A 25,505-nucleotide genomic window follows, 5' to 3' on the forward strand; every position below is an offset into this window, starting at 1 on the left:
CGTTTCCTGACTCTCGCCGTCCGCTATAGCACGTATTTGGGGGCTGCCTCAATTCGCTGCTTCCGTAGTTCTCCGGTATCCGCCTGCTCCGAAGCTTTAATCTACTTGTGGAAGAAGGGACGTCAAGTTACACCTGTGGCGTACAAAGCGGGAAAACCACGATGGACGACGAGAACATCGCCCTCAACAGCGTGCTCGGCCTGGAATTGAACCGCGTGTTTTTCGCCGTCCGTGAAACGGCAAACAAGCAGAAGATCATCGAGTTCGCGCGCGAGGTGCTACAAAGCGAGCGCGCCGAGTTCGCGAACAGCGTATCGCCCGAAGGGCCGGCGAGCTAGCAGACGACGCCGATGCAACAGATCGCGCCACGCCGCCGCCCTTCCATTTGAACGCGCAGATTTTAGTCGAAACACGCCAACCGCGAAATTACTCCGCCATCATCGTCAGCGAATGAGCGGCGCCCTTACCCTCCCCTGGAGGGCAGGGGAATCGCTCGCTGCGCTGCCATGGTTCGCCATTTGCCGCTGGCTGACCTCGCTTCTCTCGTGAGATGATCGCCGCACGATCCTCCTTCGGAAGCCCGGGACATGATGACGCTGCGCCAGGTTGAAGTGATCCGTGCCGTTATGGTGACGGGCACCATTGGCGGTGCGGCGAAGCTGCTCAACGTCTCGGCGCCGGGGATCAGCCGCCTCGTCAAATACACCGAGCGCTCGCTCGGCATCCGCTTCTTCCAGCGCCAGAACGGCCGCTACTTCCCGACGCCGGAAGCCGAGAACATCTTCGAGCAGATCAACGGCGTCTACAAGAAGGTCGACGACCTCTCCGAGATCATCTCCAAGATCGGCCGCGGCGGCCTGTCGGAATTGCGCATCGGCTCGGTGCCGAGCATCTCGCAGGTGATGGTGCCGCGCGCGATCGAGCGCGTCCGGCGCCGCTATCCCGATCTCGGCATCGACATCAACATCCTCAAGCTCGAGGAGGCCATCGACTATCTCCTGCTCGGCCGCGGCGAGTGCGTGGCGATGAGCTACCGGCTCGAGCATTCCGGGCTCGACTTCCTGCCGCTCGCCTCGGGCGAGCTCTATTGCATCGTGCCGCCCGGCCACGAGCTCGCCGGCCGCAAGCAGGTGTCGGCGGCCGAGATCACCCGCTATCCGCTGATCGGCATCGATCCGAACGACCCCTACGGCCGGATCATGGCCGGGATCTTTTCGCGCAACCGGCTCGATTACAACATCACCATCCGCGCGCGCTTCGGCACCACGGTCTGCGCGCTGGTGAAAGCGGGGCTCGGCATCGCCGTCATCGACCAGTTCACGGTGGCCCATGGCGGCTATCCCGGGATCGAGCTGCTCAAGATCACCGAGCCGACGCGGTTCGACACCTATATCGCGGTGAAGCGCGGCGCACCGCTGTCGCTTCACGTCGAGTATTTCATCGAATCCCTGCGCGCCGAGATGCGCGCGGTCGAGCCGTCCCGCGGCAACGGCAGGGCTGCGCCTGCGCGCGGACGGAAGAAATAACATGATGTTAGGTTTGCGGGGCATAAGGGTAATTGTGTTAGGCGAGGGAAAGGCTATCGTCGCACGCGGAAGCCCCCTTGGAATTGCGCAGGTTTCCCCGCTAATGGCCGGGACCGAACGCTCCCAACGAGACGATAGCGAACCATGTCGAAGCGCGGATACGCCGCCAGCAAGAAACTCCTCACCGGCCTGATCGGCGCGCCGATCGCGCATTCCGCTTCCCCCGCCATGCATGAGCGCGCCGCCGAGGCGCTCGGCCTGCGCGGTCACTACCAGCTGATCGAGGTCGCAGGCGCCGACGCGGCCGGACTGAGGCTGATGCTCGAAGGCGTGCGGCGGCTCGGCTTTGCCGGCGTCAACGTGACCTATCCTTACAAGGAAGCGGTGGTCCCACTGCTCGACGCACTGGCGCCGGGCGCCGCCGCGATGGGCGCGGTCAACACCGTCGTTGTCAGGGACGGCCGCCTGACCGGCCACAACACCGACACCACCGGCTTTGCGCGCGCGGTGGCGCCGCTGCTGGCGCCGTCTGGAAATGCGGTTGCCGTGATCGGCACGGGCGGCGTCGGCAAGGCGATCGCCTTCGCACTGGCGAGCCTTGAGGTCGCCGACCTCCGCATTTTCGACTCCGAACCGGCGCGGGCCGAAAAACTTGCCGCACTGCTTGCCAAGCACGGCGGCGCCAGGGTCGCGAAAAGCGTCGAGGACGCGCTCGACGGCGCGACCGGCCTCGTCAACGGCACGCCGGTCGGCATGCTGCCGAACCGCGGCATGCCTGTTCCGGCTGCGCTGCTGCACGAGAAGCTCTGGGTGGCCGACGCCGTCTATTCGCCGCTGATCACGCCGCTGCTGGCCGCGGCGCAGGAGCGCGGCGCGAAGATCATGACCGGGCGGGAGCTTGCGATCTACCAGGCCGCCGACGCTTTCGAACTGTTCACCGGCCTTGCCCCATCGACCGAAGTCATGGGAGAGGCTTTTGACGAGGTGATGGCGGCACGAAGCTCAGCCTATCACGCAGCGTAACCGAAGCGGCCGGACACAAGGCCGCGGACAACAACATCAGAGGGAACGGGAGGAGAGACGATGAAATCGACTATTCTGGCAGGCGCCCTGCTTGCCTTCGCGACTGCAACCAGCGTCCACGCACAGGCGATCAAGCTCGCCGACGTCGCCGAGCTGTCGGGCGGCGGCGCCACCGTCGGCACCAACTGGAAGAACGGCATCGACCTCGCGATCGAGGAGATCAACGCCAAGGGCGGCGTGCTCGGCCGCAAGCTCGAGGTCACCCATGCCGACTCGCAATCCAATCCGGGCGTTGCCCGCGCGCAAGTGCAGAAGGCACTCGATGCCGAGCCCTATGTGCTGCTCGGACCCGGCTATTCCGGCTCGGTGAAGGTCACCGCACCGCTCGCGGCCGAAGCCGGCATCGCGCAGATCATGGGCGGCGAAGCCGCCGAGCTGACGCAAGCCGGCAACAAGTTCCTGTTCCGCACCTCGTTCGGCCAGCAATCCTCGATGCCGAAGGTCGCGAAATACATCCACGACGAGATGAAGGCGAAGTCGGTCGCGGTGGTCTGGGTCAACAACGACTTCGGCCGCGGCGGACGCGACGTCGTCGTGAAGGAGCTCGACCGGCTCGGCTCCAAGGTCGTCGCCGATCTCTCCACCGAAGCAGGCCAGGCCGACTTCGCCGCCGACGTCGGCAAGATCAAGTCCGCCAATCCCGATGCCGTGTTCGTCTATCTCAACGAGGAAGAGAGCGCGCGCATCCTGAAAGAGCTGAAGCGCCAGGGCGTCACCGCGCCGCTGATGGGCGAGACCACGCTGATCGGCCAGAAGGTGATCGAGCTTGCCGGCGATGCCGCCAACGGCGCGCGCGGCCATGTCGGCCTCACCACGGACGCACCGGTCGACCTGATCAAGGCGTTCCGCGAGAAGTTTTCCAAGAAGTACAATTACGTGCCGGACCACAACGGCCTGAAGGGCTACCTCGCCGTCTACATGGTGAAGGCCACCACCGAAAAGATGGGCAAGGTCGATTCCAAGGCGTTCGCCGACACGCTGCATGGCCTGACCATCAAGGCCGCCGACGAGCCGGGCATCCTGATGGACGTCACCTTCAGCGAGACCGGCGACATCGACCGCCAGAGTTTTCTGGTCGAAGTGGTCGAAGGCAAGCAGGTGGTGAAGCAGGTGCTGCCGAAGGTGAAGTGAGGCTTCTTTGCCTCTCCCCGCACGCGGGGAGAGGCCGACGCGCGAAGCGCGGCGGGTGAGGGGGAGCTTCCGCGAGTCCAACTGTCACTGACTTCGCGGAGACTCCCCCTCACCCCGACCCTCTCCCCGCAAGCGGGGAGAGGGAGAGGAGAGAGGGGAAAATGTCCAATCTGTTCGATCTTCTGGTCGCAGGAGTTGCCACCGGCGCCATCTACGCGCTGGTCGCGGTCGGCTTCACGCTGCTGTGGCAGACCTCGCAGACCATCAATTTCGCGCAGGGCGAGTTCGTGATGCTGCCGGCGTTCCTGATGCTCGCGACGATGCATGCCGGCGCGCCGTTCTGGCTCGCGATCATCCTCGGCATCTTGCTCTCGATGATCCTGCTCGGCCTCGCCTTCAAGATGCTGCTGGTCGATCCGATGATGCGCCATGGCGTGCTGCCGCTGGCGATCGCGACCATGGCGCTGGCGATCGGCATCAAGGAATCGGTGAAGCAGTTCTTCAGCGCGGAGGCCTCGCCATTCCCCTCGATCGTGCCGACCGGCGATATCTCCATCCTCGGCCACGCCGTCTCGCTGCAAAGCATCGGCGTCCTCGTCGTCGCCATTCTTGCAGTCTTCGGCCTGACCTCGCTCCTCAACCGCACCTCGCTCGGCCACCAGATGCAGGCGGCGGCGCAGAACCCGACGGTGGCGCGCATCATCGGCGTGCCCGTGGAGCGCATGATCCTGTTGACCTTCCTGATCAACGCCTTCCTGGTCGCGCTGGCCTCGCTGCTGATCACGCCAATCTATCTGGCAAAATTCTCGTCCGGCGAGGTGCTGGGCCAGGCCGCCTTCATCGCGGCGATCGTCGGCGGCTTCAACCAGGTGCGCGGCGCGATCGCGGGCGGCCTGTTGATCGGCGTGCTCGACAATCTCGCGGCAAGCTACGTCTCGACGCAATACCGCGCGGCCGTGCCGCTGATCTTCCTGATCGTCGTCATCCTGTTCCGGCCGCAAGGACTGCTCGGCCGCGCCGAGGAGCGCACGGTATGAGCAGCTTTGGCAAACCCCTGAAGATCGCGCTCGGCCTCATCGTCATCGCCGGCCTGATCATCGTCCCCATGAACTTCAACCGCTACGGCCTGTTCATCCTGAGCCAGTGGGCGGTGATGACCATCGCCGCGATGGGCCTCAACCTCACGCTCGGCTATGCCGGCCAGGTCTCGCTTGCCCAGGGCGCCTTCGTCGGCATCGGCGCCTATGCGGCGGCGATCATGACCACCCATGGCTGGCCGCTGCCGGTCGCGATCCTGGTTGCGATCGTCTTGAGCTTCGGCGTCGGCTGGGTGCTCGGCTATCCCGCGCTGCGCGTGCAGCACCACTACCTCGCTTTCGTCACGCTCGCCTTCTCGACATTGGCCTTTCTGGTGTTCCGCAACGAGAGCTGGCTGACGGGCGGCATCTACGGCATCTCCAACATTCCGCGCCCGCATTTCTTCGGAATCGCGACCAACAAGCCGCTGCCCTTCTACTATGTCTGCCTCGGCTCGCTCGCGATCGTCTCGCTCGCGGTGTGGTGGCTGATCCGCTCGCCCTGGGGCCGCGCCTTCATGGCGCTGCGCGAAAACCCGCTGCGCGCGCAATCGCTCGGCATCGACACAAGGCGCTACACGCTGATGGCGTTTGCGATCGGCTCGGCGCTTGGCGGCGTTGCCGGCGCGCTCTACGCGCCGCTGACGCAATATATCGATCCGGTGCCGTTCAACCTGTCGCTCTCGCTCGATCTCCTGATGATGGTGATCGTCGGCGGCGCCGGCTTCTATTTCGGTCCCTTCCTGGGTGCGATGATCGCGGTGCTGCTGCCGGAATGGCTGCGCTTCACGGAAGGGTATTACCTGATGCTCTATGCGATCGCGGTGATGCTGCTGCTGATCTGGTCGCCGACCGGCATTTTGGGAATCCTCGACCGCTATCTCGCCGAGCGCCGCACCAAGGCGGCTTCCGCGCTGCGCGCCGTGGCAAAATCCCGGCTGGAGACGGTGCAATGAGTGCGGTCCTCGAAGTCACCAACATCAAGAAGAATTTTGGCGGCATCAGCGCCGTCGCCGACGTCAGCTTCGACGTGCGCGAGGGCGAGATCCTCGGTCTGATCGGACCGAACGGCTGCGGCAAGTCCACGCTATTCAACTGCATTCTCGGCCAGCTCACGCCATCAGGCGGCGAAGTGAAGCTCGACGGCAAGGTGGTCACGGGGATGCGCCCCTCCGAGCTCAACAAGCTCGGTGTCAGCCGCACCTTCCAGCTCTTGCAGGTGTTTCCAAAACTGTCGGTGCGCGAGAATTTGATCCTCGCGGGACAAGAGCACCAGGGCAACATGGCCTCGCGCCTGGTCGGCCGCTCCGATGCCGGGCTGACGGAGGCCGCCAACCAGATGATCGGCTTCTTCAAGCTCGATCACCTCGCGGCTGAACCTGCCGGCGGCCTCTCCTACGGCCAGCAGAAGCTGCTCGATGCCGCCATGGCTTTCATGGGCGGCCCGCGCCTCGTGCTGCTCGACGAGCCCGCCGGCGGCGTCAACCCGTCGATGCTGGCGGACCTGAAGGACCGGCTGGTCGCGATCAACCGCGAGAAGAACGCGACCTTCGTCGTGATCGAGCACAACATGGAGTTCGTGATGACGCTGTGCTCGCGCGTGATGGTGATGGCGGAAGGCAAGGTGCTGGCGATGGGACGGCCGGACGAGGTCCGCAAGAACCCGGCCGTGATCGAAGCTTATCTGGGACATTGAGGGCACGAGCCATGAGCGACCCGATCCTCTCGGTTCACAATCTCGTCGGCGGCTACGGCAAGATGACGATCCTGAACGGCACGACGTTTTCCGTTCCGCAGGCCACCATCACCACCATCATCGGCCCCAACGGCGCCGGTAAGTCGACCGTGTTCAAGGCGATCTTCGGCCTGCTTAGGCTGCGCGAGGGCAAGGTCAGTTTTGCCGGTCGCGACGTCACGAACTTAAGCCAGCGCGCGCTGCTCAATGCCGGTATCTGCTACGTTCCGCAGGGCCGCAACATCTTCCCCGAGCTGTCGGTGCGCCACAATGTCGAGCTCGGCGGCGTCGCCGCCGGAAAGGGTCTCGACCTGCCCAAGCGGATCGAGGCGGCACTCGACCTGTTTCCGGCGCTCCGTCGCAAGTCGGCACAGCAGGCATCGACGCTCTCGGGCGGTGAGCAGAAGCAGCTCGAGATCGCCCGCTCGCTGCTGCTCGAGCCGAAGCTCGTGCTGATCGACGAGCCCTCGATCGGCCTGTCGCCGCTGATGGTGCAGCAGACCTTCGACATCCTCAAGAGCCTGCGCGACCGCGGCGTCACTATCCTGATGATCGAGCAGAACGCGCGCTCGGCGCTGGAGATCTCCGATATCGGCATCGTGCTCGAGCTCGGCCAGACCCGCATGGTCGACGGCGCGAAGCGCATCCTGAACGACCCCCGCATCGGCCAGCTCTTCCTCGGGGGAGCCATGGAGGAGACAGCAGCATGAACAAGCGCTCGATCGCGACCGTCTCTCTCTCAGGGGCGCTGGACGAAAAGCTGCGCGCCATCACAGCCGCCGGCTTCGACGAGGTCGAGATCTTCGAGAACGACCTGCTGTCGTTCGGCGCGGGCCCGCGCGACATCGCAAAGCTCTGCCGCGATCTCAACCTCAAGATCTGCGCGTTCCAGCCGTTCCGCGATTTCGAGGGCATGCCGGAGCCGCAGCGCGCGCGCAACTTTGCCCGCGCCGAGCGCAAGTTCGACTTGATGCAGGAGCTCGGCACCGACCTGCTGCTGATCTGCTCCAACGTCTCCCCCAGCTCGCTCGGCGGCATCGACCGCGCCGCGGACGATTTTCGCGAGCTCGGCGATCGCGCGGCCAAGCGGGGCTTGCGCGTCGGCTACGAGGCGTTGGCCTGGGGACGGCACGTCAACGACTACCGCGATGCCTGGGAGATCGTGCGGCGCGCCGATCATCCCGCGATCGGCGTCATCCTCGACAGTTTTCATGCACTCGCCCCGGGCTTTCCGGTCCGCGCGATGGCCTCGATCCCCGGCGACAAGATCTTTCTGGTGCAGCTCGCCGACGCGCCGAAGCTCGAGCTCGACATTTTGTCCTGGAGCCGGCACTTCCGCTCGTTTCCAGGCCAGGGCGACCTGCCGGTCGGCGAATTCATGGCGGCGGTCGCGGCGACCGGCTATGCCGGACCGCTGTCGCTGGAGATTTTCAACGACCAGTTCCGCGCCGGCTCGGCGGCCCAGACCGCGATCGACGGCCTGCGGTCGCTGATCCTGCTGGAGGACCAGCTTGCACCGGATTGGCCGAAGCTCGTCAGCGAACCACTGGCGCCGAAGGCCAAAAGTCACGGCACCGGCTTCATCGAGTTCGCCGTCAACGAGACCAAGGCCGGCGAACTCGCCCGCCTGTTGTCGCAGCTCGGATTCCGCAAGACCGGCAAGCATCGCAGCAAGGCGGTGGAGCGCTGGTCGCAGGGCAAGGTCGAGCTCGTCATCAATTGCGAGACCGACGGCTTTGCGCATTCGCACTACGTCACGCATGGCCCCGGCGTCTGCGCCATCGCGCTCGACGTCGACAATGCGGGCCTTGCCATGCAGCGCGCCGAGGCATTGAAGGCGCGCACCTTCTATCAGCCGGTCGGGCCGGGCGAGCTGGAGATTCCCGCGATCCACGGCGTCGGCGGCAGCCTGCTTTATTTCCTCGATCAGGCCGGCAAGAACTGGGACACCGATTTCGAACCGGTTGCGAGCGAGGCGAGCGCGGACGCGTTGCTCGCCGTCGACCATATCGCGCAGTCGATGCCCTATGACGAGATGCTGTCCTGGCTGCTGTTCTACACCGGCATCCTCGACCTCAAGCGCCTGCCGCAGATGGAGATCGCCGATCCCAGGGGCCTCGTGCAGAGCCAGGCCATCATCAACGGCGACCAGAGCCTGCGTTTCGTGCTCAACGGCTCCTCCGCCAACCGCACCCTGCCGGCCCGCTTCATCTCGGAGTTCTTCGGCTCGGGCGTGCAGCACGTCGCGTTTGCCTGCCGGGACATCTTTGCAGCGGTCGCCGCGATGCGCGCCCGCGGCGCGGGCTTTCTGGATATTCCCGACAATTACTACGACGACATCGAAGCCAAATACGACCTCGCGCCCGACCTGATGGCGCAGCTGCGCGCCAACCACATCCTCTACGACCGCGAGGGCGACGGCGAGTTCTTCCAAGTCTACACCCACATCTTCGACGAGCGCTTCTTCTTTGAGATCGTCGAACGAAGGAATTATCAGGGCTTCGGCGCGGCCAATGCCGGGATCAGGCTCGCGGCGCAATCACGCGAAGTGCGGCCCGCGAGCATGCCGCGGGTGTAGCTCTTCACCTCTCCCCGCTCGCGGGGAGAGGCCGGAATTCGCGCGTAGCGCGGATTCCGGGTGAGGGGGAGTCTCCGCGAGAGACATGACAATCGGGAGCACCACTCTCTCAATACGTCGTTGCCAGCGCAGCGAAGCAATCCAGAATCCCTCCGCGGAAAGGCTCTGGCTGCGCTCGCAATGACGATGTGGGGAATTTCGAGGAATTCGACTCGCTCCGTCCTCGCGGAGACAGCCCCTCACCCCGCCCCTCTCCCCGTAACAACGGGGAGAGGGAGAGGAGAGAGCTCGCCCAACCAGCTCACTTCATCGCGCACTTCTGATGGAAGCGATCCTGGTCGTTCTCGACGATGGTGGCGACCGTCTTCAGCGCGAGCTGGCCATCGGCGTCCTTGACCACGTCCTGGAGATAGAAGCTCTGCACCGGGATGTGGTTGTTGCCGTACTTGAACGCACCGCGCAGCGACTTGAAGTTGGCCTTCTCCATCTCGGCCTTCATCGCGTCCTTCTTGCTGGTGTCGCCCTTCACCGCGACGACGGCGCTGTTGATGAGCTGGGCGGCGTCGTAGGTCTGGGCGCCGTAATAGGTCGGACGCAGATTGGGGTACTTCTTGCGGTAGTCGGCAACGAAGCGCTTGTTCTGCTCGTTGGGCAGGTCGTTCACCCACTGCTGCGCGCCGGGAACCCCTAACGCGTTCTCCTTCTGGAGCGGCAACGACAGCTCGTCGACGGTGAAGGCGGTGTAGAGCGGCATCGTGCTCTTCAGGCCGGCCTGGGTATATTGATTGAGGAACTGCACGCCGGCGGCACCGGGGTAGAACACGAAGATCGACTCGGCGCCGGAAGCGCGGGCCTTGGAGAGCTCGGCGGAGAAGTCGAGCTGGCTCGGCCAGACCGTGTATTCTTCGCCCTTGATCTCACCCTTGAAGGTGTTCTTGAGGCCCGCGAGCATGTCCTTGCCGGCCGCGTAGTTCGGCCCGATCAGGAAGACGCTCTTGACGCCCTTCTGGTTCATGTAGAGGCCCATGGCCTGCGGCGTCTGGTCGTTCTGCCAGGAGGTCGAGAACACGTAAGGTGAGCAGAGCTCGCCGGCGAGCTGCGACGGGCCGGCATTGGCCGAGATCAGGAAGGTCTGCGAGTCCACCGCGGTCTTCAAGGAAGCCAGCAGCACGTTCGACCAGATATAGCCGACGATGAAATCGACCTTGTCGGACTGCACCAGCTTCTCGGTCTTCTGCTTGCCGACATCGGGCTTCTGGCCGTCGTCCTCGTAGATCACCTCGACCGGCTTGCCGTCCATCTTGCGGCCGAGATGATCCAGCGCCAGCTCGAACGAGTTGCGCATGTCGTTGCCGATCACGGCGGTCGGGCCGCTGAAGGTCGAGACGAAACCGATCTTGATGGTGTCGCCGGCGAATGCCGGATTTGCCAGCACCAGCGCCGCTGCGCCCGCCAGCCAGAATGCCGTCCTCATAACCACTCCCCTCCTTATTATTGATCCCGGAAACGGGGTGATCGCCGCCCCGGGGCCTGTCTCTATTGAACGCAAAATCTGTCGAGCCGCCAATGGCTCAGCACCCGTCCCTGCACCATATTTCGCCCCCATCGGCGATGGCAAGAAATATAATTCTACTCACTTCGGTGGAGGCTGCGGCGCTTTTTCGCGGCACGACGATACGCCCAGCCTATTCCGCGATTGATGACGGCTATTGGACCGCGGGTCACTTTCCGCACTTAAATGAAGCGGAGAAGCAGCAAGAGTCGAGGGCGCATCATGACCACCACACCCCATCGTGTCGTCATCGTCGGCGCCGGCTTCGGCGGGCTGGAGGCGACCTACCGGCTGGCGGGCGCCCCGGTCGACATCACGCTGATCGACCGCCGCAACCATCATCTGTTCCAGCCGCTGCTCTACCAGGTCGCGACCGCATCGCTTGCGACCAGCGAGATCGCCTGGCCGGTCCGCCATCTCATGCGCGACCGGCGCGAGGTGACGACGCTGTTCGCGACGGTCAGCGGCGTCGATGCTAACAGGCGCTGCGTGCTGATCGACGACGGCAGCGAGGTGCCCTACGACACGCTGGTGCTCGCCACCGGTGCGCGTCACGCCTATTTCGGCCATGACGAATGGGAGCAGTTCGCGCCCGGCCTGAAGACGCTGGAGGACGCGACCACGCTGCGCCGGCATATCCTGGTGGCGTTCGAGCGCGCCGAGCGCGAGACCGATCCGGCCAAGCGCGCGGCGCGGCTGACCTTCGTCATCGTCGGCGCCGGCCCCACCGGCGTCGAGCTCGCCGGCACCATCGCCGAAATGGCGCATCACACCCTGCCGGAAGATTTCCGCAACATCGATACGACCAAGGCGCGCGTGGTGCTGATCGAGGCGGGGCCGCGCGTGCTCGCAGGCTTCGCCGACGAGCTCTCGGCCTATGCACAGGCGTCGCTGGAGAAGATCGGCGTCGAGGTCGTGCTCGGCCAGCCCGTCACCGAGATCGACCGCGACGGCGTGGTCTATGGCGGCACGCGCCTGGACGCGAAGACCAAGATCTGGGCCGCGGGCGTGCGCGCCTCGCCCGCCGCCGAATGGCTGGGCGTGCCGGCTGATCGCGCCGGCCGTGTGCAGGTCGAGGCCGACCTGACGATCCCCGGCCATCCCGAGATCTTTGCCATCGGCGACACCGTGACGATCAGTGCCTGGGAGGGCAAGCCGGTGCCCGGAATCGCGCCCGCCGCCAAACAGCAGGGGCGGCACGTCGCCGAGACCGTCAAGGCGCGCCTGCGCGGAGAGACGAAGGGAGCGTTCCGCTACAAGCACTCTGGCAGCCTCGCGCAGATCGGCAAGCGCCTCGCGGTGATCGATTTCGGCCGCATCAAGCTGCGCGGCACCATCGCGTGGTGGATCTGGGGCATCGCCCACATCTACTTCCTGATCGGCCTCCGCCACCGCCTCAGCGTCGCCCTGAGCTGGCTCTGGATCTACGCGCGAGATCAGCGCGCGGCGAGGCTGATTACGCAGGGATCGAGCAAGGTGGTGGGGTGACGGCTTCTCCCTCTCCCCGCTTGCGGGGAGAGGGTCGGGGGTGAGGGGGAGTCTCCGCGGGGACAGTAGGAGTCGAATCCTTCGATGCTCCCCCACCGTCATTGCGAGCGCCGCGAAGCAATCCAGGTCTTCCCGCGGAGGAATTCTGGGTTGCTTCGCTGCGCTCGCAATGACGCGTTGAAAGATCGTCGTTCCCGCGGACATGTGACTCGCGGAAGCACCCCCTCACCCGGATTGCATCTTCGATGCAATCCGGCCTCTCCCCGCAAGCGGGGAGAGGCAAAGAGCAATTACTTCACCAACTCGCACCCGCCCTCCGCAAGCGGGCGAAACGCCTGCTCCGCCGGAATCGTCGAGACCAGCTTGTAATAGTCGTAAGGGTATTTTGACTCCTCCGGCCTCTTCACCTCGAACAGATACATGGGATGCACGACGCGGCCGTCCTGACGGATGGCGGTGTCGCCGAATAGTTTGTCCTTGCCCCTGAACTTCTTCATCTCGGGCACGGCGTCCTTCGCATTGTCGCTGCCGGTGGCGGCAACCGCGTTGAGATAAGCGAGCGTGGAGGCATAGACGCCGGCTTGGTTTCCGCTCGGCATCTTGCCGTTCATCCCCGGCCGCGCACCGAAGCGCTTGGCAAACGCGCGGGTGTCGTCGTTCATGTCCCAGTAGAAGGCTTCCATGAGCTGGAGCCCCTGCGCGACCTTGATGCCCATGCCGTGGACGTCGTTGATGAAGAGCAGGAAGGCGACGAGCTTCTGCCCGCTTTGCTGAATGCCGAACTCGGCGGCCTGCTTCACCACATTGATGGTGTCGCCGCCGGCATTGGCAAGGCCGATCACCTGCGCCTTCGAGCTCTGCGCCTGCAACAGGAAGGAGGCAAAGTCAGACGTGCCGAGCGGGTGCTTGGAGGAGCCGATCACTTTGCCGCCATGCGCCTCGATATATTTCTGCGCTTCGGCCTCGATACCCTTGCCGAGCGCGAAATCGACCGTGAGGAAGTACCAGTCCTTGCCGCCGCGCGACACCATCGCGGCCGCCGTGGTGTTGCCGGTCGCCCAGGTGTCGTTGACCCACTGGATGGTGTTGGGCGAGCAGGCCTTGCCGGTCAGATCCGAGCTCGCCGTGGACGACGCCAGGAAAGTCATGCGGCTGTCGCGCAGCAGCGTGTTGATGGAGAGGCCGACCGCAGAATTCGGCACGTCGACGATGGCATCGACGCCCTCGACATCGAGCCATTTGCGCGCAATCGCATTGCCGACATCGGCCTTGTTCTGGTGGTCGGCATAGACGATCTCGACCTTGATGTTCTTACCCCCGCCGTTGAAATCCTCGGCCGCCATGCGCGCGGCTTCGACCGAGCCCATGCCGTTGGTGTCCTGGAAGATGCCGGAGATGTCGTTGAGCACGCCGATGCGCACGACATTGTCGGAGATTTCGCCGCTTGCTGCGCCGCTCACGAGGCTTGCGGCCAGCGCGAGCGTCCATTTCAGGTGTTTCATTGTTCCCTCCCCTTATGTGTGTCGCGCCGGTCGTCGCCGGCACGTTTGGAATTCAGACCTGTCGTTCCGGCAGTCTCAGCACGAGCCCGTCGAGCGCGGGCGTGATCATGATCTGGCAGGACAGCCGGCTGTTCGGCAGCCGCTCGGCGGCGGTGCCGTCGAGCAGCGCGTCTTCGTCATCTGCCATCGCGGGCAGGCGCGCGAGCCAGGCTTCATCGACATAGACGTGGCAGGTCGCGCACATGGCATTGCCGCCGCACTCGGCCAGGATGCCGTCGAGGCCATGGCGGGTCGCGGCCTGCATGGCGCTTTCGTCGGCTGACGTTTCGACACGATCGGACTTGCCGTCGGCACGAATGAAAGTAATGGCAGGCATCGAGGCTCCTCGTCAGGCCGGGGTGATAGTGACCGGCAGGCTGTCGAGCCCGCGCAGCGTGTTGTTGAAGCGGCGTTTCGGCTCGCCCGTGATCTCGATCTTCGCGATGCGCCGCGCCAGCGCCGTCAGCATCACTTCGCCTTCGAGGCGCGCGACGAGCTGGCCGACGCACATGTGGATGCCGGAGCCGAATCCGACATGGCCGGACGAGCGGCGGGTGACGTCATAGCTGTCGGGCTTGTCCCAGCGGCGCGGATCGCGATTGGCGGCGGCGAGAAACATCAGCACCTTCTCACCTTCGCCGATCGTCGCGCCCGACAGTTCGACCTCACGTGTGGTGGTGCGGAAGAAGGTCTGCACCGGGCTTTCGAAACGAACCGCTTCCTCGAAGGCGCTGCGCGCGAGTGAGAGATCGCCGCGCAGGCGCTGCCATTGCTCCGGAAAGCGCGCGAGGCAATAGACGGCCGCGCCGATGCCGTTGACGGTGGTGTCGAGGCCGGCCGACAGCAGCGAGCGCACCAGCAGCGGCGCTTCGGTCGCCGTGATGGCGCCCTCGTCGACCTGGGCATGAATGCAGGCACCAAACCCGCCGGGCGCGAGGTTCTCGCGCTGGCATTGCTCGGCGACATAGGCTTGGTGTGGCGTCGAGCGCGCGATCGCCTCCTGGCGCAGCTGGTTGGGCGGCCCGAACGCGTTGAACACGACGCTCGCGTAGGGAATCAGATGCTCGCGCCCCTCGGATTTCAGCCCGAGCGCATCCGGGAAGATCGAGAGCGGATAGGCCTCGGCGAGGTCGGCGATCGCATCGAAGCTGCGCTTTTCGATCAACGCGTCCACCCGCCCCTCGGCCGCCGCGGCAAAGCGGTCGCGCACCTGCTTCATCACCGTCGGCGACAGCACCTTTGACAGCACGGCGCGGGTCCGGGTGTGCGCGGGCGGATCGGCCTCGAGGATCAGGCTCGGCGGCCGCCACGGCGTCTCCTTCTTGAAATCGGAGAGGCCGACGCCGCGGCTGGAGCAGAACGTCGCGGGATCGTTCAGCACGGCGTGGACCTCGGCATAGCGCGCCACGCCATAGACGTTCCACTTGTCGAGATAGACCACCGGCCCCGCCTCCCGCAGCAGCTCGTGCGTGGGATAGGGGTCGGCAAAAAAATTCATGTCGAAGGGATCGACGTCGAGATGCGGGACGCCTGATGCGGCGGAGCCGGGTACGCTCATGGAAGTCCTCCCTCATTTTGATCTTGTGAAAGGGCCGCGCTTGCCCTTAGGTCTCCGGGCACCACGCGAGTCAAAAGCCCGATATGCCGACGTCTTCGACCAGAGCCCGCCAAAAGCCCGCGCCCGCCGAGACCGGGCCGACGCTCGATCTCGATCGTTACGTCCCGGCGTTCATCACCTTCATCGCCAACAAGCTCTCGAACAGCGCGACCGCGCTCTACCAGCGCGAGTTCGGCGTCAACGTCACGGAATGGCGGATCATGTCGCTGCTGGCGATCGAGCCCGGCATTCCCGCCTCGCGCATCTGCCACGTCATCGGCTTCGACAAGGGGCCGGTGAGCCGGACGCTTGCCGGCCTCGAGAAGCGCGGGCTGGTGTCGATCCGCACCGACCCGAATGACGGTCGCACCCATTCGATCGCGCTGACGGCGAGAGGACGCGCCACCCATGACAAGGTGATCGTCGCAGCGTTCGAGCGCGAACGGCGCCTGCTGTCCTGCCTGAGCAAGGACGAGCGCGAGGTGCTGATCGATCTGCTCCGCCGGCTGCACGAAAATCTCGGCGCGGTGACGGGCAGCAGCACCGCCTGACGCACCGCGCGTGAAGCGCGCCGCATCGCCGCTTTCAGGCATGCGCCGGCATTTGCCCGCGGCACCATTCCTGCCGAGCATCGTTTCCTCCGAGATCAGGCGCGGCGGTTCGTCCACCGTCATCCTTGTCCGGAACGGTTCGCACAAATTAGTTGCTTAGGCAACAAAAGAATCTGGCAGGATATTGCGGCAGGTTGGCTGGCCTATGGGCAGTCTGTCTCACACTCAGCTCGTCATTCCGGGGCGCGCGTAGCGCGAACCCGGAATCCATCGTGCAACAGCCCCTGCAGTGAAACGGATTCCGGGTTCGGGCCAAGAGGCGCGCCCCGGAATGACGGCGAGACGACCTCGACTGCGCTATTACGCGGTTGCTTCATCGTCTCGATGAGGCGCCGCCTCCGCGGTCAATTCACCCGACGCACCCAATCCATTCCCCCGACGCATCGTCATTCAACCGCGCCACCGCCTCCGCACGCCGCGTCAGCACCGCGCGCTGGTTGATGTAGCCCTTGTCGGTGATCTCGCCGCCGTCCACCGATGGCGGTTCGGCGAGCAGCAGCGCACGGGTGGCGTGGCCGGAGGAATTGGCGCCCTGCTGCTTCAGCCTTGCGAGGCCCTGAGCGATCGCAGTCCTGACCTTGTCATGTGCCAGCACATCATTCACATCGGCCGTCTCCGGCAAACCGGCATGCCCACGGCACGCCGGGATGTTCGGGAACACCAGAAAGCGCACTTCGTCTCCGCCATGACCGGCGACGACGATGTCCTGCGCGAGCGGCGCCAGCGCGGCGATGCCGGCGAGCCGCAGCGTGCCGACGCTGACCCAGGTGCCGGAATTGAGCTTGAAGTCCTCCGCGACACGCCCGTCGAAGAACAGGCCGCGCTCCGGCCGCGCGCTATCAGCAAGCTTCACCGCATCCCCGATGAGATAAAAGCCCTCGTCGTCAAACGCCTGCCTGGTCAGCTCGGGCGCCTTCCAGTAACCCGGCGTGACGTTGGGGCCGCGCACGCGCACTTCCAGCTTGTCGCCGGAGGTGACGAGCTTCAGCTCGGTACCGGGTATCGGCACGCCGATATTGCCGGAGCGCTCGGCGAGGAAATGGCAGTCGGTCGCCAGCGGCGAGGTTTCCGTCGAGCCCCAGGCCGACACCATCGGCAGCGGGCGGCCGACGGTTTCGACGGACAATTGTTCGAGCGCGTCCCACAGGTTCTGCGGCAGCGCTGCGCCCGCATAGAAGGCGAACTTCACCTCGCTGAAGAAGCGGCGGCGCAACGCTTCGTCACCGCGCAATGCCGCGATCAGCATGTCGAAGCCGCGCGGCACGTTGAAATAGACCGTCGGCATCACGCTTTTCAGGTTCGCGAGCGACGTCGCAAAGAGACCGGGCGCAGGCTTGCCGCCGTCGATATAGAGTGAGCCGCCGTTGCGCAGCACCAGGTTGAAATTGTGGTTGGCGCCGAAGGTGTGGCTCCAGGGCAGCCAGTCGAGAATGACGAGATCGCTGCCAGCCTGTTCGAGGAAGGTCCAGGTCTGCGCCTTGGCCTGCTGGCTCGAGGTCAGCATGCGCTGGGTGTTGATGACGGCTTTCGGCGTGCCGGTCGAGCCTGACGTGAACAGGAACTTTGCGATCGTGTCCGGCGTCACCGCGGCAAAGGCTTTTGCGACGTCGACAATTTCGGGCGTTGCCGCAACGGCGCTGAAGGCGAGTGCGTCGGCGTCAGCGCCGTTGCCGCTGATGATCTGCGCCTTGTGCAGCGGCTCGATCGCAGCCAGCGCCGCCGCGAACGGCTTCGTCGCGGAGACGTAGATCGCGCCCGGCTCGAGCAGCGCGATCATGCTCTTGAGCTTGTCGAAATCTCTGGACATCAGCGAATAGGCCGGTGAGATCGCGGCGGAGGGCACGCCGATATGCTGCGCGGCAAGCGCAAGCAGCGCATGGTCGATGCTGTTATCGGAGAGGATCACGAGCGGGCGTTCGGCGCTGAGGCCTTGCGCCAGGATCCACGACGCCGCACCACGCACCTGGCGCAAGGTGTGCGCGTAGGTGACGGTGGTCCATGGCGCTTCGGCATTGCCGCGCTCGGCGAGGAAGATCGCATCGGGCGTCTGCCGCGCCCATTGCTCCAGCCAGTCGCCGATGCAGCGCGCGCTGTCGCGCAACGGCTCCGGCGAGCGCAGCACGATGCTGCCGTCGGTGCGATGCTCGGCGATCGTCTTGGGCGCTGCGAACAGACTTGACGCGTCACCGCGTAAGGCGGCTGTCATGTGTTTCCTCCTCCGCCCGGATGTCCGGATCGGCCGCAGCCTCGTTCCGGACTGCCTTGGCCATTCTGCCTTGGCCATAATGTTGGGCACGACAATTGTTGTCGTCAACAACAATCTTCCGCACGGCCGTCCGAGGCGCTACAAGGGATGCATGGCAGGAGACGCGACGTGACAGCCACGGTAGCCCAAACTTCCCCACGCAAACGCGCCGGCAACGGCGCGGCGCGGCGGAACGACGCGGACGAGATAGGGCTCGACGCGCTGGTCGGACACGCCGGCTACGCGGTGCGGCGTTTCCAGATCTGGATCTTTCAGGACTTCATCAAGACGCTGGGCGGGGTCGACATCCGGCCGACGCAATATTCGGTGCTGACGGTAATCGGCGCCAATCCGGGCCTGTCGCAGATGGCGGTGGCCAAGCGCCTCGGCATCGAGCGCGCCCGGCTGGTGCATCTGCTCGACAGCCTCGAACAGCGCAAGCTGGTGAAACGGGTCAAGTCGAAGGCGGACCGGCGCTCCCACGCCCTGCACCTGACCGCCCAGGGCGAGACGGCGCTGGCGAAGTTCAAGCGGCTCGCCGACGAGCACGAGCGCCATGTCGAGGCGAAGATCGGCAAGGAGAACCGGGAGCGGCTGCTCCAGATCCTCGCTGGCTTCACCTGATCCAGACTGCCCAAAATTTGCGCAAATGCCCGGAACAAGGCGTTGGCGCGATGCCCCGCCCGGCCGCCGAAATATCCCCCAACCTACTGATCTCCCGATAATATCCGGAGCAGCCGCGCTGCCCGGATTCTGTACGATTCTGTACACAATGGCACATCGCTTGCTTCAATCCGGGTGAGGACATGTTGCCGGAGTTTTGTCGCCATGAGGGCTGAAAATGGGGGCTGAACAGCCTGAAACGATCGCCGCGATTGTGGCCGCGCATCGCGCGGGCACGCTCACGCCGGCACAGACCATCGCGCGCACCTATCAACGCATCCGCGACCACAACGATCCCGCCGTCTTCATCAGCCTGCGCGACGAGAAGGACGCGATCGCGGAAGCTGAAAAGCTTGCCGCGCGCGCGGATGCCGCCAGCATACCGCTCTATGGCGTCCCGGTCGCGGTGAAGGACAACATCGACGCGCTGGGCTTTCCGACCACGGCGGCCTGCCCCGCCTTCTCCTACACACCGACCCATGACTCGACCGCGGTGGAGCGCCTGCGCGCAGCCGGCGCCATCATCATCGGCAAGACCAATCTCGACCAGTTCGCAACCGGCCTCGTCGGCGTGCGCTCGCCCTACGGCATTCCCAAAAATTCGATTCGCGAGGATCTGATTCCCGGTGGCTCCAGCTCAGGCTCGGCGACCGCCGTCGGCGCCGGCCTCGTGCCGCTGTCGCTCGGCACCGACACCGCCGGCAGCGGCCGCGTGCCGGCCATGCTCAACAACATCGTCGGGCTGAAGCCAAGCCTCGGCATGATCTCGACCGCGGGCCTCGTGCCGGCCTGCCGCACGCTCGACTGCATCTCGGTATTCGCCCTGACGGTGGACGATGCTGCACTCGCACTCTCCGTGATGGCGGGACCTGACCAGGCCGATCCATTCTCGCGCGACCGGCCGCTCGGCGCGCTCACGCCGTTCCCCGCAAACCTGCGCCTCGGCGTGCCGCGCAACGGGCAGCTGATCTTCTTCGGCGACAAGAAGGCGGAAGCCGCTTATGGCGAGGCGCTGAAGCGCTGGACCGCGCTTGGCGCGACGCTGGTCGAATTCGACCTCGAGCCGTTCTACGAGACGGCGCGACTGCTCTACGAAGGGCCCTGGGTTGCCGAGCGCTATCTCGTGATCAAGAACCTGCTGGCGTCCGCGCCCGATATGATCCATCCGGTGACGCGCGAGATCACCGCGGCCGGTGCGCGGCTGACGGCGGCGGACACCTTCTCCGCGCTCTATCGCCTGCAGGGCCTGCGCAAGATCGCCGAGCGCACCTTTGCCAATATCGACGCGCTGGTGCTGCCGACGGCGCCGACCGCGTATACGACCGCGCAGGTGCTGGCCAACCCGATCGAGCTCAACAGCCGGCTCGGCACCTACACCAATTTCGTCAACCTGCTCGACCTCTGCGGCCTCGCCGTGCCGGCATCGATGCGCGCCGACGGCATCCCGTTCGGCATCACGCTGCTGGCGCCGGCCGGCCGCGATGCGCTGCTGGCGAGCATCGGCCGCGTATTCCATGCGGATACCAGGCTGAGCGTCGGCGCGAAGGGCGTCGCGCAACCCGCGCTCGCGCCGCTTGCCGCAGGCGGCATCGACGAGATTCCGATCGCCGTCGTCGGCGCGCATCTGTCCGGCATGGCGCTGAACGGCGAGTTGAAGGCGCTGAACGGAAAGCTGATCGAGGCGACCAAAACCGCACCGGACTACAAGCTCTATGCGCTTCCGACGACGCCACCGAAGCCGGGCATGCTGCGCGTCGCAGCCGGCAAAGGCGCGGCCATCGAGCTGGAGATCTGGTCGCTTTCTGCGGCTGCGTTCGGCAAGTTCGTCAACGCGATTCCGGCGCCGATGGCGATCGGCACCATCAGGCTCGCCGACGGCCGCAGCGTGAAGGGCTTTCTCGTCGAGCCGGAAGTGCTCGGCGAAGCGCGAGACATCACAAGCTACGGCGGTTGGCGCGCGTATATGGCGGAGGCGGCCACGGCGTAGCTCTCGTAGGGTGGGCAAAGCGTAGCGTGCCCACCAATTCCAACATCATTGCGGATGGGTGGTGGGCACGGCGCGTTGCGCCTTTGCCCACCCTACGGCACGGAATGCGCGGCGCTAAACCGACACCGCGTAGATCTCGTACTCCCCGCGCACCAACTCGATATGGGCGCGCATGGCGGCGGCGGCGCCCTGCTTGTCGCCGCGCATGATGGCGACGACGACGCGGTCGTGCTCGGCTTGCGACTTGGCGAGACGGCCGAGGTTGCGGAACTGGGCACGGCGGAACGGCTGCACGCGGACGCGGGTCGCCAGCGTGATCTCGGCGATGTAACCGTTCTGCGAGCCGGCATAGATCGCGTTGTGGAAGCGCTCGTTGACCTCGTGGAACCGATCAGGATTGCCGGTGTAGCTGAGGACACGCAGCTCTTCGTGGATGGCCTCCAGGCCGTGGCGTTCGGCGGCGGACATGCGCTCGGCGGCAAGGCCGGCGCACAGCGCTTCCAGCTCCGCCATCGCCTCGAACATGCTCTTCAGCCGTTCGATCGACGGCTGCGCCACCACCGCGCCGCGGTGCGGCCGGGCCTCGACGAGGCCGCTCGCCACCAGCTGGCGCAGGGCCTCGCGCACCGGCGTGCGCGAGACGTTGAAACGCCGCGCGATGTCGGTCTCGTCCAGCGGCGAGCCGGGAGCCAGGGCTCCGCGCACGATCTCGTCGGCGAGCTGAAGGCGCAGCTCCTCGGCGCGCGTGACCTTCTGCACCGACGGCAGGGCCCGGTCGACGCGGGGCACCACCGGCTCGGCCGGCAGTGTTCCCTGCGGAAGGTCGTCAAGCGTCATACGATCAGTTCTCTTTCGACTCGTCGATGATGCTGACATGGGCGGCGACGACGCGCCAGCCCTCCGGGAAGCGAATCCAGGTCTGCATCTGCCGGCCGACCTTGCCGGGCGCCGTGTCGCGATAGAACAGGGTGGAGGCGACGGCCGTGTCGCGGCCATAGCTGCTGATGACGGTTTTCGCGGTGCGACGGTTGAGGCCGACCGGCGAGCGGCCGGCGCGGAAGCCGGAGATCGCCTCATAGCCATAGAGGTTCTCGCCGATTCCGTAGCGCAGCGTGCGGGGATCGTTGCGGAACAGCTCGCCGAGCACGGTTACGTCGTTGGTGACCAGGGCCTGCTCATAACGATCGAATGCGGCTTTGACTTCCGCGATCACCTCTGGGAGATCGATCTCCATCTCAGAATCCTCTCGGGGCTGGCGCCGCGACAACGCCCATCCGTTCCAACGCATGCGCGACGCGCAACGCGATGTCCTCGCGCCAGGGCGCGGCGATGATCTGCACGCCGATCGGCAGCGGCTCGAGCGGCACCGGCACCGCGACCACGGGCAGGCCGATGAAGGAGATCGGCTGGGTGTGGATGCCGATATTGGCGCGCACCGGCAGTTCGACGCCGTCGAGATTGAAATTCACCTGCCCGAGCTTTGGCGCAGTGCACGGCGTCGCCGGCGCCAGCAGCACGTCGACCGATTTGAAGATTTCGGAAAACTGCGCGCGATACCAGCGGCGGAATTTTTGCGCGCGATCGACCAGCGGCGCGGGCACCATGGCGCCCGCGATCAGGCGGTCGCGCACGGCGGGATCGAAATCGTTCGGACGCTTGCGCAGGCGATCGAGATGCAGCGAAGCGCCTTCGGTGGTGGAGATGACGTAAGCCGCCGCGCGGGCACGCGCGGCTTCGGGCACATCCACGATTTGCGTCGCGCCGAGCGCCTTGGCGACGCGGCTCACGGCTTCGACGGCCTCGGGAAACACGTTCTTCTGGAAGTAGCCGCCGGCGATCGCGATGCGCAGGTCCGAGACCGGATTGGCGAGCAGCGGCACCGTCGGCTCCAGACCGCGTGTGGTGCAGGCGGCATCGCCCGCATCCGGCCCCTGCATCGCATCGTAGGCGAGCGCGAGATCGGTGACGGAGCGCGCGAACGGGCCGAGATGATCGAAGCTCGCGACGAACGGAAACGACCGCGCCCGCGACAGCCGGCCATAGGTCGGCTTCAGGCCAAAGATGCCGCAGAACGAGGACGGCACGCGAATCGAGCCGTTGGTGTCCGAGCCCAGCGCGATCGGCACCAGCGCGCCGCCGACGGCGCTGCCGGAGCCGCCGGAGGAGCCGCCGCTCATGCGCGTCGTATCGTGCGGATTGCGCGATGGACCGTCGTGAATGTTCTCGCCGGTGAAGTCGTAGGCGTACTCGCCCATGTTGAGCGCGCCGACCAGAACCGCGCCGGCCGCTTCCAGCCGCTCGATCAAGGTGGCGTCTCGCTTGGCGGGTGCGAGGTCGCGGTTGATCTTCGAGCCGGCACGGGTCGAGAGGCCCGCGACATCGAACAGGTTCTTCACCGCGAAGGGCACGCCGGCGAGCGGGCCGACCTCCTTGCCGGCGGCAATGTCGGCGTCGATCGCACGCGCCTTGGCGCGGGCGCGCTCGGCGGTGACGTCGGTGAAGGAATTGAGGATGGTGTCGTGCTGCTTGATGCGCGCGAGCGCGGCTTCGGTGGCAGCGAGGGCGGACATCTTGCCGCCTGCCACCGCTTTCGCGATGTCGGCAGCACTCATCTCTGGCTTGGTGGTCATGGCGGCGTCAGACGGAGAAGATCGGCGCCGGCTCGGTCTCGTCCGGCAGCGCGAATTCGTCGACGAGGCGGGCGAGCCGCAGCGACACTTCGAGATTGGCGCGAACCGCCGGCCTCCAGGCCTCCTCGATCGGCAATGCCAGCGCTTTCGATACGGCGTCGATATAATCGTCCAGCGGCTCGGCCATCACGCTCCCAAACAATCAGTGTACCGGCAACGGCGGATGCGGGATCGCCGTCAGCAGCTCCTTGGTGTAGTCGTCCTGCGGATCGCTCAAAACCCTCTCGGAAGAGCCTTCCTCGACGATTCGACCCGTCCGCATCACAATGACACGATCGCACAGCAAGCGCACTACGTTCAAATCATGCGAGACGAACAGATAGCTCATACCTAGCCGCGCCTTGAGGTCCTGGAGCAGATTGAGGACCACGGCCTGGACCGAGACGTCGAGCGCCGCGGTCGGCTCGTCCAGGATGACGAGTTTCGGGTGCAGGGCAATCGCCCGGGCGATGCCGACGCGGGCCTTCTGGCCGCCGGACAATTGGTGCGGAAACCGATCCAGCAGATTGTGCGGCAGGCCGACCATGGTGGCCAGCTCCTCGCAGCGGGCGCGCAGCGCATCGCGGCCCCTGACGTCGCCGAGCTGCATGATCGGGTCGGCGATGGCGCGCGCGGCGGTGAAGCGCGGATTGAGGCTGTCGGTCGGGTCCTGGAACACCATCTGGATGCGGCTGCGCTGCGGCAGCCGGGCAAACGAGGCCGGCGCGATGCCGCCGATGTCCTCGCCGTCGAACTGGATCAGGCCGGAGGTCTGGTCCAGGAGCCGCATCACCATCATCGAGGTGGTCGATTTGCCGCAGCCGGATTCGCCGACGAGCCCGACGCTCTCGCCATGGCCGATCGAGAAGCTGATGCCGTCGACGGCGCGGAATACATCCGGCTCCACCGGCGGCTTGCGGCCGAACAGTTTGCCGAGCGTGGCGGTGGCGCCCTGACGGGGATACTCTTTCACGAGCTTTTCGATGAGAAGGAGAGGCTGTTCGCTCTTCCCCCTCTCCCCGCTTGCGGGGTCGCGACGAGCTTCGCTCGCGCTGAGAGGGTTGGGGTGAGGGGGCGTCTCCGCGAGCACGGTGCTTGGAGAGTCCCCCTCACCCCCCGCACTTCGTGCGTCGGCCTCTCCCCGCACGCGGGGAGAGGCGAAGGAAGCCCCCTCCTCCTCCGGCAACAGATCCCGCAAGCTCACGCCGAGCCGCGGCGTCGCGCGCATCAGCTTCTTCGTATAGGGGTGCTGCGGATTGGCGAAGATATCGGCGGCCTTGGCGGTCTCGACCACGCGGCCCTTCTCCATCACCACGACGCGGTCGCAATAGGCGGCGGCCAAACCCAGATCATGCGTGATCAGGATGGTCGACATCGCGCGGCGCCTAGTCAGCTCGACGATCAGGTCCATCACCGCCTTCTGGGTGGTGACGTCGAGGCCGGTGGTCGGCTCGTCCGCGATCAGGAGTTGCGGGTTGCAGGCCAGCGCCAGCGCGATGACGACGCGCTGGCACATGCCGCCGGACAGTTCGAACGGATAGGCGTGGTAGCGCTCGCGCGGGCGGGCGATCTTGACCTGCTCCAGCGCCTCGATCGCCTTCTCACCGTGATCGGCGACCTGGGCCTGCTGCACATGGGTGCGCAGCACGTCCTCGATCTGGTCGCCGACCTTGCGGATCGGATTGAGTGCGGCGCGCGGGTTCTGGAAGATCATCGAGACTTCGCGGCCGCGCAGGTCGCGCATCTGGTCTTCGGTCGCAGCCTTCACGTCGATGCCGGAGAACATCACCGAGCCATCGGCGATCCGCCCGGCACGGTCGAGGATGCGCATCACCGCATAGGACGTCACCGACTTGCCGGAGCCGGACTCGCCGACGATGGCGAGCGTCTCGCCCTTGGCGACGGAGATGTTGACGTGCTGCACCGCCTTCACGGTGCCGCGGCGGGTGGTGAATTCGACCGTGAGGTCCTGGACGTCGAGCAGCGGCTGGGCGGTCATGGATGGCTCCCGTCACTCAAAAAG

General features: G+C 65.6%; 23 protein-coding genes. 13 read left to right on the plus strand and 10 right to left on the minus strand.

Annotation, left to right across the window (positions count from 1 at the left end; translation table 11 throughout):
• The first annotated feature begins 161 nt into the window (after positions 1-161).
• From AAFG50_RS40165 to AAFG50_RS40205, 9 genes are all read left to right on the plus strand, one after another.
• The gene (locus AAFG50_RS40165; RefSeq protein ID WP_053815098.1) at positions 162-338 is read left to right on the plus strand and encodes a hypothetical protein; all 177 of its coding nucleotides are present in this window, start codon (positions 162-164) and stop codon (positions 336-338) included.
• Between the two features lie 249 nt (positions 339-587).
• Positions 588-1,526, plus strand: coding sequence for a LysR family transcriptional regulator (locus tag AAFG50_RS40170; protein WP_011083880.1), 939 nt, complete (start codon positions 588-590; stop codon positions 1,524-1,526).
• A gap of 144 nt (positions 1,527-1,670) precedes the next feature.
• Entirely contained in the window at positions 1,671-2,549 is an 879-nt protein-coding gene (locus tag AAFG50_RS40175; RefSeq protein WP_011083879.1) for a shikimate dehydrogenase, read from the plus strand.
• A 60-nt stretch (positions 2,550-2,609) separates the two neighbouring features.
• Positions 2,610-3,740, plus strand: a complete 1,131-nt coding sequence (locus tag AAFG50_RS40180; RefSeq protein WP_011083878.1) for an ABC transporter substrate-binding protein — start codon at positions 2,610-2,612, stop codon at positions 3,738-3,740.
• Positions 3,741-3,901: 161 nt separating this feature from the next.
• On the plus strand, positions 3,902-4,777 hold the full coding sequence (locus tag AAFG50_RS40185) for a branched-chain amino acid ABC transporter permease (protein ID WP_028172713.1): 876 nt from the start codon (positions 3,902-3,904) through the stop codon (positions 4,775-4,777).
• Positions 4,774-5,772, plus strand: coding sequence for a branched-chain amino acid ABC transporter permease (locus AAFG50_RS40190; RefSeq protein ID WP_011083876.1), 999 nt, complete (start codon positions 4,774-4,776; stop codon positions 5,770-5,772). Before AAFG50_RS40185 ends, AAFG50_RS40190 begins: the two co-directional genes overlap by 4 nt.
• Positions 5,769-6,512, plus strand: a complete 744-nt coding sequence (locus AAFG50_RS40195) for an ABC transporter ATP-binding protein (protein WP_028172712.1) — start codon at positions 5,769-5,771, stop codon at positions 6,510-6,512. Before AAFG50_RS40190 ends, AAFG50_RS40195 begins: the two co-directional genes overlap by 4 nt.
• 11 nt (positions 6,513-6,523) lie before the next feature.
• Positions 6,524-7,261, plus strand: coding sequence for an ABC transporter ATP-binding protein (locus tag AAFG50_RS40200; protein WP_028172711.1), 738 nt, complete (start codon positions 6,524-6,526; stop codon positions 7,259-7,261).
• Positions 7,258-9,129 carry a sugar phosphate isomerase/epimerase and 4-hydroxyphenylpyruvate domain-containing protein gene (locus tag AAFG50_RS40205; protein WP_028172710.1) on the plus strand — a complete coding sequence of 624 codons (1,872 nt, stop codon included), beginning with the start codon at positions 7,258-7,260 and terminating at the stop codon, positions 9,127-9,129. Before AAFG50_RS40200 ends, AAFG50_RS40205 begins: the two co-directional genes overlap by 4 nt.
• 301 nt (positions 9,130-9,430) lie before the next feature.
• Here the strand turns inward: AAFG50_RS40205 and AAFG50_RS40210 are convergent, their stop codons facing one another.
• Positions 9,431-10,603: an ABC transporter substrate-binding protein gene (locus AAFG50_RS40210; RefSeq protein ID WP_028172709.1), complete on the minus strand. Its 1,173-nt coding sequence runs from the start codon at positions 10,601-10,603 to the stop codon at positions 9,431-9,433.
• Positions 10,604-10,903: 300 nt separating this feature from the next.
• Between AAFG50_RS40210 and AAFG50_RS40215 the strand changes: the two genes are divergently transcribed.
• Entirely contained in the window at positions 10,904-12,169 is a 1,266-nt protein-coding gene (locus AAFG50_RS40215) for an NAD(P)/FAD-dependent oxidoreductase (RefSeq protein ID WP_028172708.1), read from the plus strand.
• Positions 12,170-12,459: 290 nt separating this feature from the next.
• Here the strand turns inward: AAFG50_RS40215 and AAFG50_RS40220 are convergent, their stop codons facing one another.
• Genes AAFG50_RS40220 through AAFG50_RS40230 form a run of 3 tightly spaced genes read right to left on the minus strand, consistent with a single transcriptional unit; the run spans position 12,460 to position 15,268 of the window.
• Complete coding sequence (locus AAFG50_RS40220) at positions 12,460-13,671, minus strand: ABC transporter substrate-binding protein (RefSeq protein WP_028172707.1); 1,212 nt, start codon at positions 13,669-13,671, stop codon at positions 12,460-12,462.
• Positions 13,672-13,723: 52 nt separating this feature from the next.
• The gene (locus tag AAFG50_RS40225) at positions 13,724-14,047 is read right to left on the minus strand and encodes a 2Fe-2S iron-sulfur cluster-binding protein (RefSeq protein WP_028172706.1); all 324 of its coding nucleotides are present in this window, start codon (positions 14,045-14,047) and stop codon (positions 13,724-13,726) included.
• Positions 14,048-14,059: 12 nt separating this feature from the next.
• A complete protein-coding gene (locus AAFG50_RS40230) occupies positions 14,060-15,268 on the minus strand; it encodes a cytochrome P450 (protein ID WP_028172705.1) in 1,209 nt (402 codons plus the stop codon).
• 83 nt (positions 15,269-15,351) lie between these two features.
• Between AAFG50_RS40230 and AAFG50_RS40235 the strand changes: the two genes are divergently transcribed.
• Entirely contained in the window at positions 15,352-15,858 is a 507-nt protein-coding gene (locus AAFG50_RS40235; RefSeq protein WP_028172704.1) for a MarR family transcriptional regulator, read from the plus strand.
• 409 nt (positions 15,859-16,267) lie between these two features.
• Here AAFG50_RS40235 and AAFG50_RS40240 read toward each other — a convergent pair whose 3' ends face one another.
• Positions 16,268-18,124, minus strand: a complete 1,857-nt coding sequence (locus AAFG50_RS40240; protein ID WP_028172703.1) for a feruloyl-CoA synthase — start codon at positions 18,122-18,124, stop codon at positions 16,268-16,270.
• A 168-nt stretch (positions 18,125-18,292) separates the two neighbouring features.
• On the opposite strand from AAFG50_RS40240, the gene AAFG50_RS40245 reads away from it, so the two are divergent.
• Positions 18,293-18,787 carry a MarR family winged helix-turn-helix transcriptional regulator gene (locus AAFG50_RS40245; protein WP_028172702.1) on the plus strand — a complete coding sequence of 165 codons (495 nt, stop codon included), beginning with the start codon at positions 18,293-18,295 and terminating at the stop codon, positions 18,785-18,787.
• Between the two features lie 217 nt (positions 18,788-19,004).
• Positions 19,005-20,813 carry an allophanate hydrolase gene (atzF, locus tag AAFG50_RS40250; protein WP_028172701.1) on the plus strand — a complete coding sequence of 603 codons (1,809 nt, stop codon included), beginning with the start codon at positions 19,005-19,007 and terminating at the stop codon, positions 20,811-20,813.
• A gap of 114 nt (positions 20,814-20,927) precedes the next feature.
• Here the strand turns inward: atzF and AAFG50_RS40255 are convergent, their stop codons facing one another.
• The 5 genes from AAFG50_RS40255 to AAFG50_RS40275 are packed head-to-tail and all read right to left on the minus strand — an operon-like array spanning position 20,928 to position 25,481.
• The gene (locus AAFG50_RS40255) at positions 20,928-21,650 is read right to left on the minus strand and encodes a GntR family transcriptional regulator (RefSeq protein ID WP_028172700.1); all 723 of its coding nucleotides are present in this window, start codon (positions 21,648-21,650) and stop codon (positions 20,928-20,930) included.
• Between the two features lie 4 nt (positions 21,651-21,654).
• Positions 21,655-22,047 (minus strand): oxalurate catabolism protein HpxZ, encoded by a 393-nt coding sequence (hpxZ, locus tag AAFG50_RS40260; protein ID WP_028172699.1) that lies wholly within the window; start codon positions 22,045-22,047, stop codon positions 21,655-21,657.
• A gap of 1 nt (position 22,048) precedes the next feature.
• On the minus strand, positions 22,049-23,443 hold the full coding sequence (locus tag AAFG50_RS40265; protein WP_028172698.1) for an AtzE family amidohydrolase: 1,395 nt from the start codon (positions 23,441-23,443) through the stop codon (positions 22,049-22,051).
• 7 nt (positions 23,444-23,450) lie between these two features.
• Entirely contained in the window at positions 23,451-23,630 is a 180-nt protein-coding gene (locus AAFG50_RS40270) for a DUF4089 domain-containing protein (protein ID WP_028172697.1), read from the minus strand.
• A gap of 15 nt (positions 23,631-23,645) precedes the next feature.
• On the minus strand, positions 23,646-25,481 hold the full coding sequence (locus AAFG50_RS40275; protein WP_028172696.1) for an ABC transporter ATP-binding protein: 1,836 nt from the start codon (positions 25,479-25,481) through the stop codon (positions 23,646-23,648).
• Positions 25,482-25,505 lie beyond the last annotated feature (24 nt).

This window comes from Bradyrhizobium sp. B039, assembly GCF_038965675.1.
GTDB lineage: Bacteria > Pseudomonadota > Alphaproteobacteria > Rhizobiales > Xanthobacteraceae > Bradyrhizobium > Bradyrhizobium diazoefficiens.

What these genes read in the sequence shown, in the direction of transcription:
- AAFG50_RS40165 (WP_053815098.1), top strand. Translation starts at nt 162, where the DNA reads ATGGACGACGAGAACATCGCCCTCAACAGCGTGCTCGGCCTGGAATTG.
- AAFG50_RS40255 (WP_028172700.1), bottom strand. Translation starts at nt 21,650, where the DNA reads ATGACGCTTGACGACCTTCCGCAGGGAACACTGCCGGCCGAGCCGGTG.
- AAFG50_RS40215 (WP_028172708.1), top strand. Translation starts at nt 10,904, where the DNA reads ATGACCACCACACCCCATCGTGTCGTCATCGTCGGCGCCGGCTTCGGC.
- AAFG50_RS40225 (WP_028172706.1), bottom strand. Translation starts at nt 14,047, where the DNA reads ATGCCTGCCATTACTTTCATTCGTGCCGACGGCAAGTCCGATCGTGTC.
- AAFG50_RS40240 (WP_028172703.1), bottom strand. Translation starts at nt 18,124, where the DNA reads ATGACAGCCGCCTTACGCGGTGACGCGTCAAGTCTGTTCGCAGCGCCC.
- AAFG50_RS40265 (WP_028172698.1), bottom strand. Translation starts at nt 23,443, where the DNA reads ATGACCACCAAGCCAGAGATGAGTGCTGCCGACATCGCGAAAGCGGTG.
- AAFG50_RS40200 (WP_028172711.1), top strand. Translation starts at nt 6,524, where the DNA reads ATGAGCGACCCGATCCTCTCGGTTCACAATCTCGTCGGCGGCTACGGC.
- AAFG50_RS40235 (WP_028172704.1), top strand. Translation starts at nt 15,352, where the DNA reads ATGCCGACGTCTTCGACCAGAGCCCGCCAAAAGCCCGCGCCCGCCGAG.
- AAFG50_RS40210 (WP_028172709.1), bottom strand. Translation starts at nt 10,603, where the DNA reads ATGAGGACGGCATTCTGGCTGGCGGGCGCAGCGGCGCTGGTGCTGGCA.
- AAFG50_RS40175 (WP_011083879.1), top strand. Translation starts at nt 1,671, where the DNA reads ATGTCGAAGCGCGGATACGCCGCCAGCAAGAAACTCCTCACCGGCCTG.
- AAFG50_RS40270 (WP_028172697.1), bottom strand. Translation starts at nt 23,630, where the DNA reads ATGGCCGAGCCGCTGGACGATTATATCGACGCCGTATCGAAAGCGCTG.
- AAFG50_RS40275 (WP_028172696.1), bottom strand. Translation starts at nt 25,481, where the DNA reads ATGACCGCCCAGCCGCTGCTCGACGTCCAGGACCTCACGGTCGAATTC.
- AAFG50_RS40230 (WP_028172705.1), bottom strand. Translation starts at nt 15,268, where the DNA reads ATGAGCGTACCCGGCTCCGCCGCATCAGGCGTCCCGCATCTCGACGTC.
- AAFG50_RS40220 (WP_028172707.1), bottom strand. Translation starts at nt 13,671, where the DNA reads ATGAAACACCTGAAATGGACGCTCGCGCTGGCCGCAAGCCTCGTGAGC.
- hpxZ (WP_028172699.1), bottom strand. Translation starts at nt 22,047, where the DNA reads ATGGAGATCGATCTCCCAGAGGTGATCGCGGAAGTCAAAGCCGCATTC.
- AAFG50_RS40180 (WP_011083878.1), top strand. Translation starts at nt 2,610, where the DNA reads ATGAAATCGACTATTCTGGCAGGCGCCCTGCTTGCCTTCGCGACTGCA.
- AAFG50_RS40185 (WP_028172713.1), top strand. Translation starts at nt 3,902, where the DNA reads ATGTCCAATCTGTTCGATCTTCTGGTCGCAGGAGTTGCCACCGGCGCC.
- AAFG50_RS40195 (WP_028172712.1), top strand. Translation starts at nt 5,769, where the DNA reads ATGAGTGCGGTCCTCGAAGTCACCAACATCAAGAAGAATTTTGGCGGC.
- AAFG50_RS40190 (WP_011083876.1), top strand. Translation starts at nt 4,774, where the DNA reads ATGAGCAGCTTTGGCAAACCCCTGAAGATCGCGCTCGGCCTCATCGTC.
- AAFG50_RS40170 (WP_011083880.1), top strand. Translation starts at nt 588, where the DNA reads ATGATGACGCTGCGCCAGGTTGAAGTGATCCGTGCCGTTATGGTGACG.
- atzF (WP_028172701.1), top strand. Translation starts at nt 19,005, where the DNA reads ATGGGGGCTGAACAGCCTGAAACGATCGCCGCGATTGTGGCCGCGCAT.
- AAFG50_RS40205 (WP_028172710.1), top strand. Translation starts at nt 7,258, where the DNA reads ATGAACAAGCGCTCGATCGCGACCGTCTCTCTCTCAGGGGCGCTGGAC.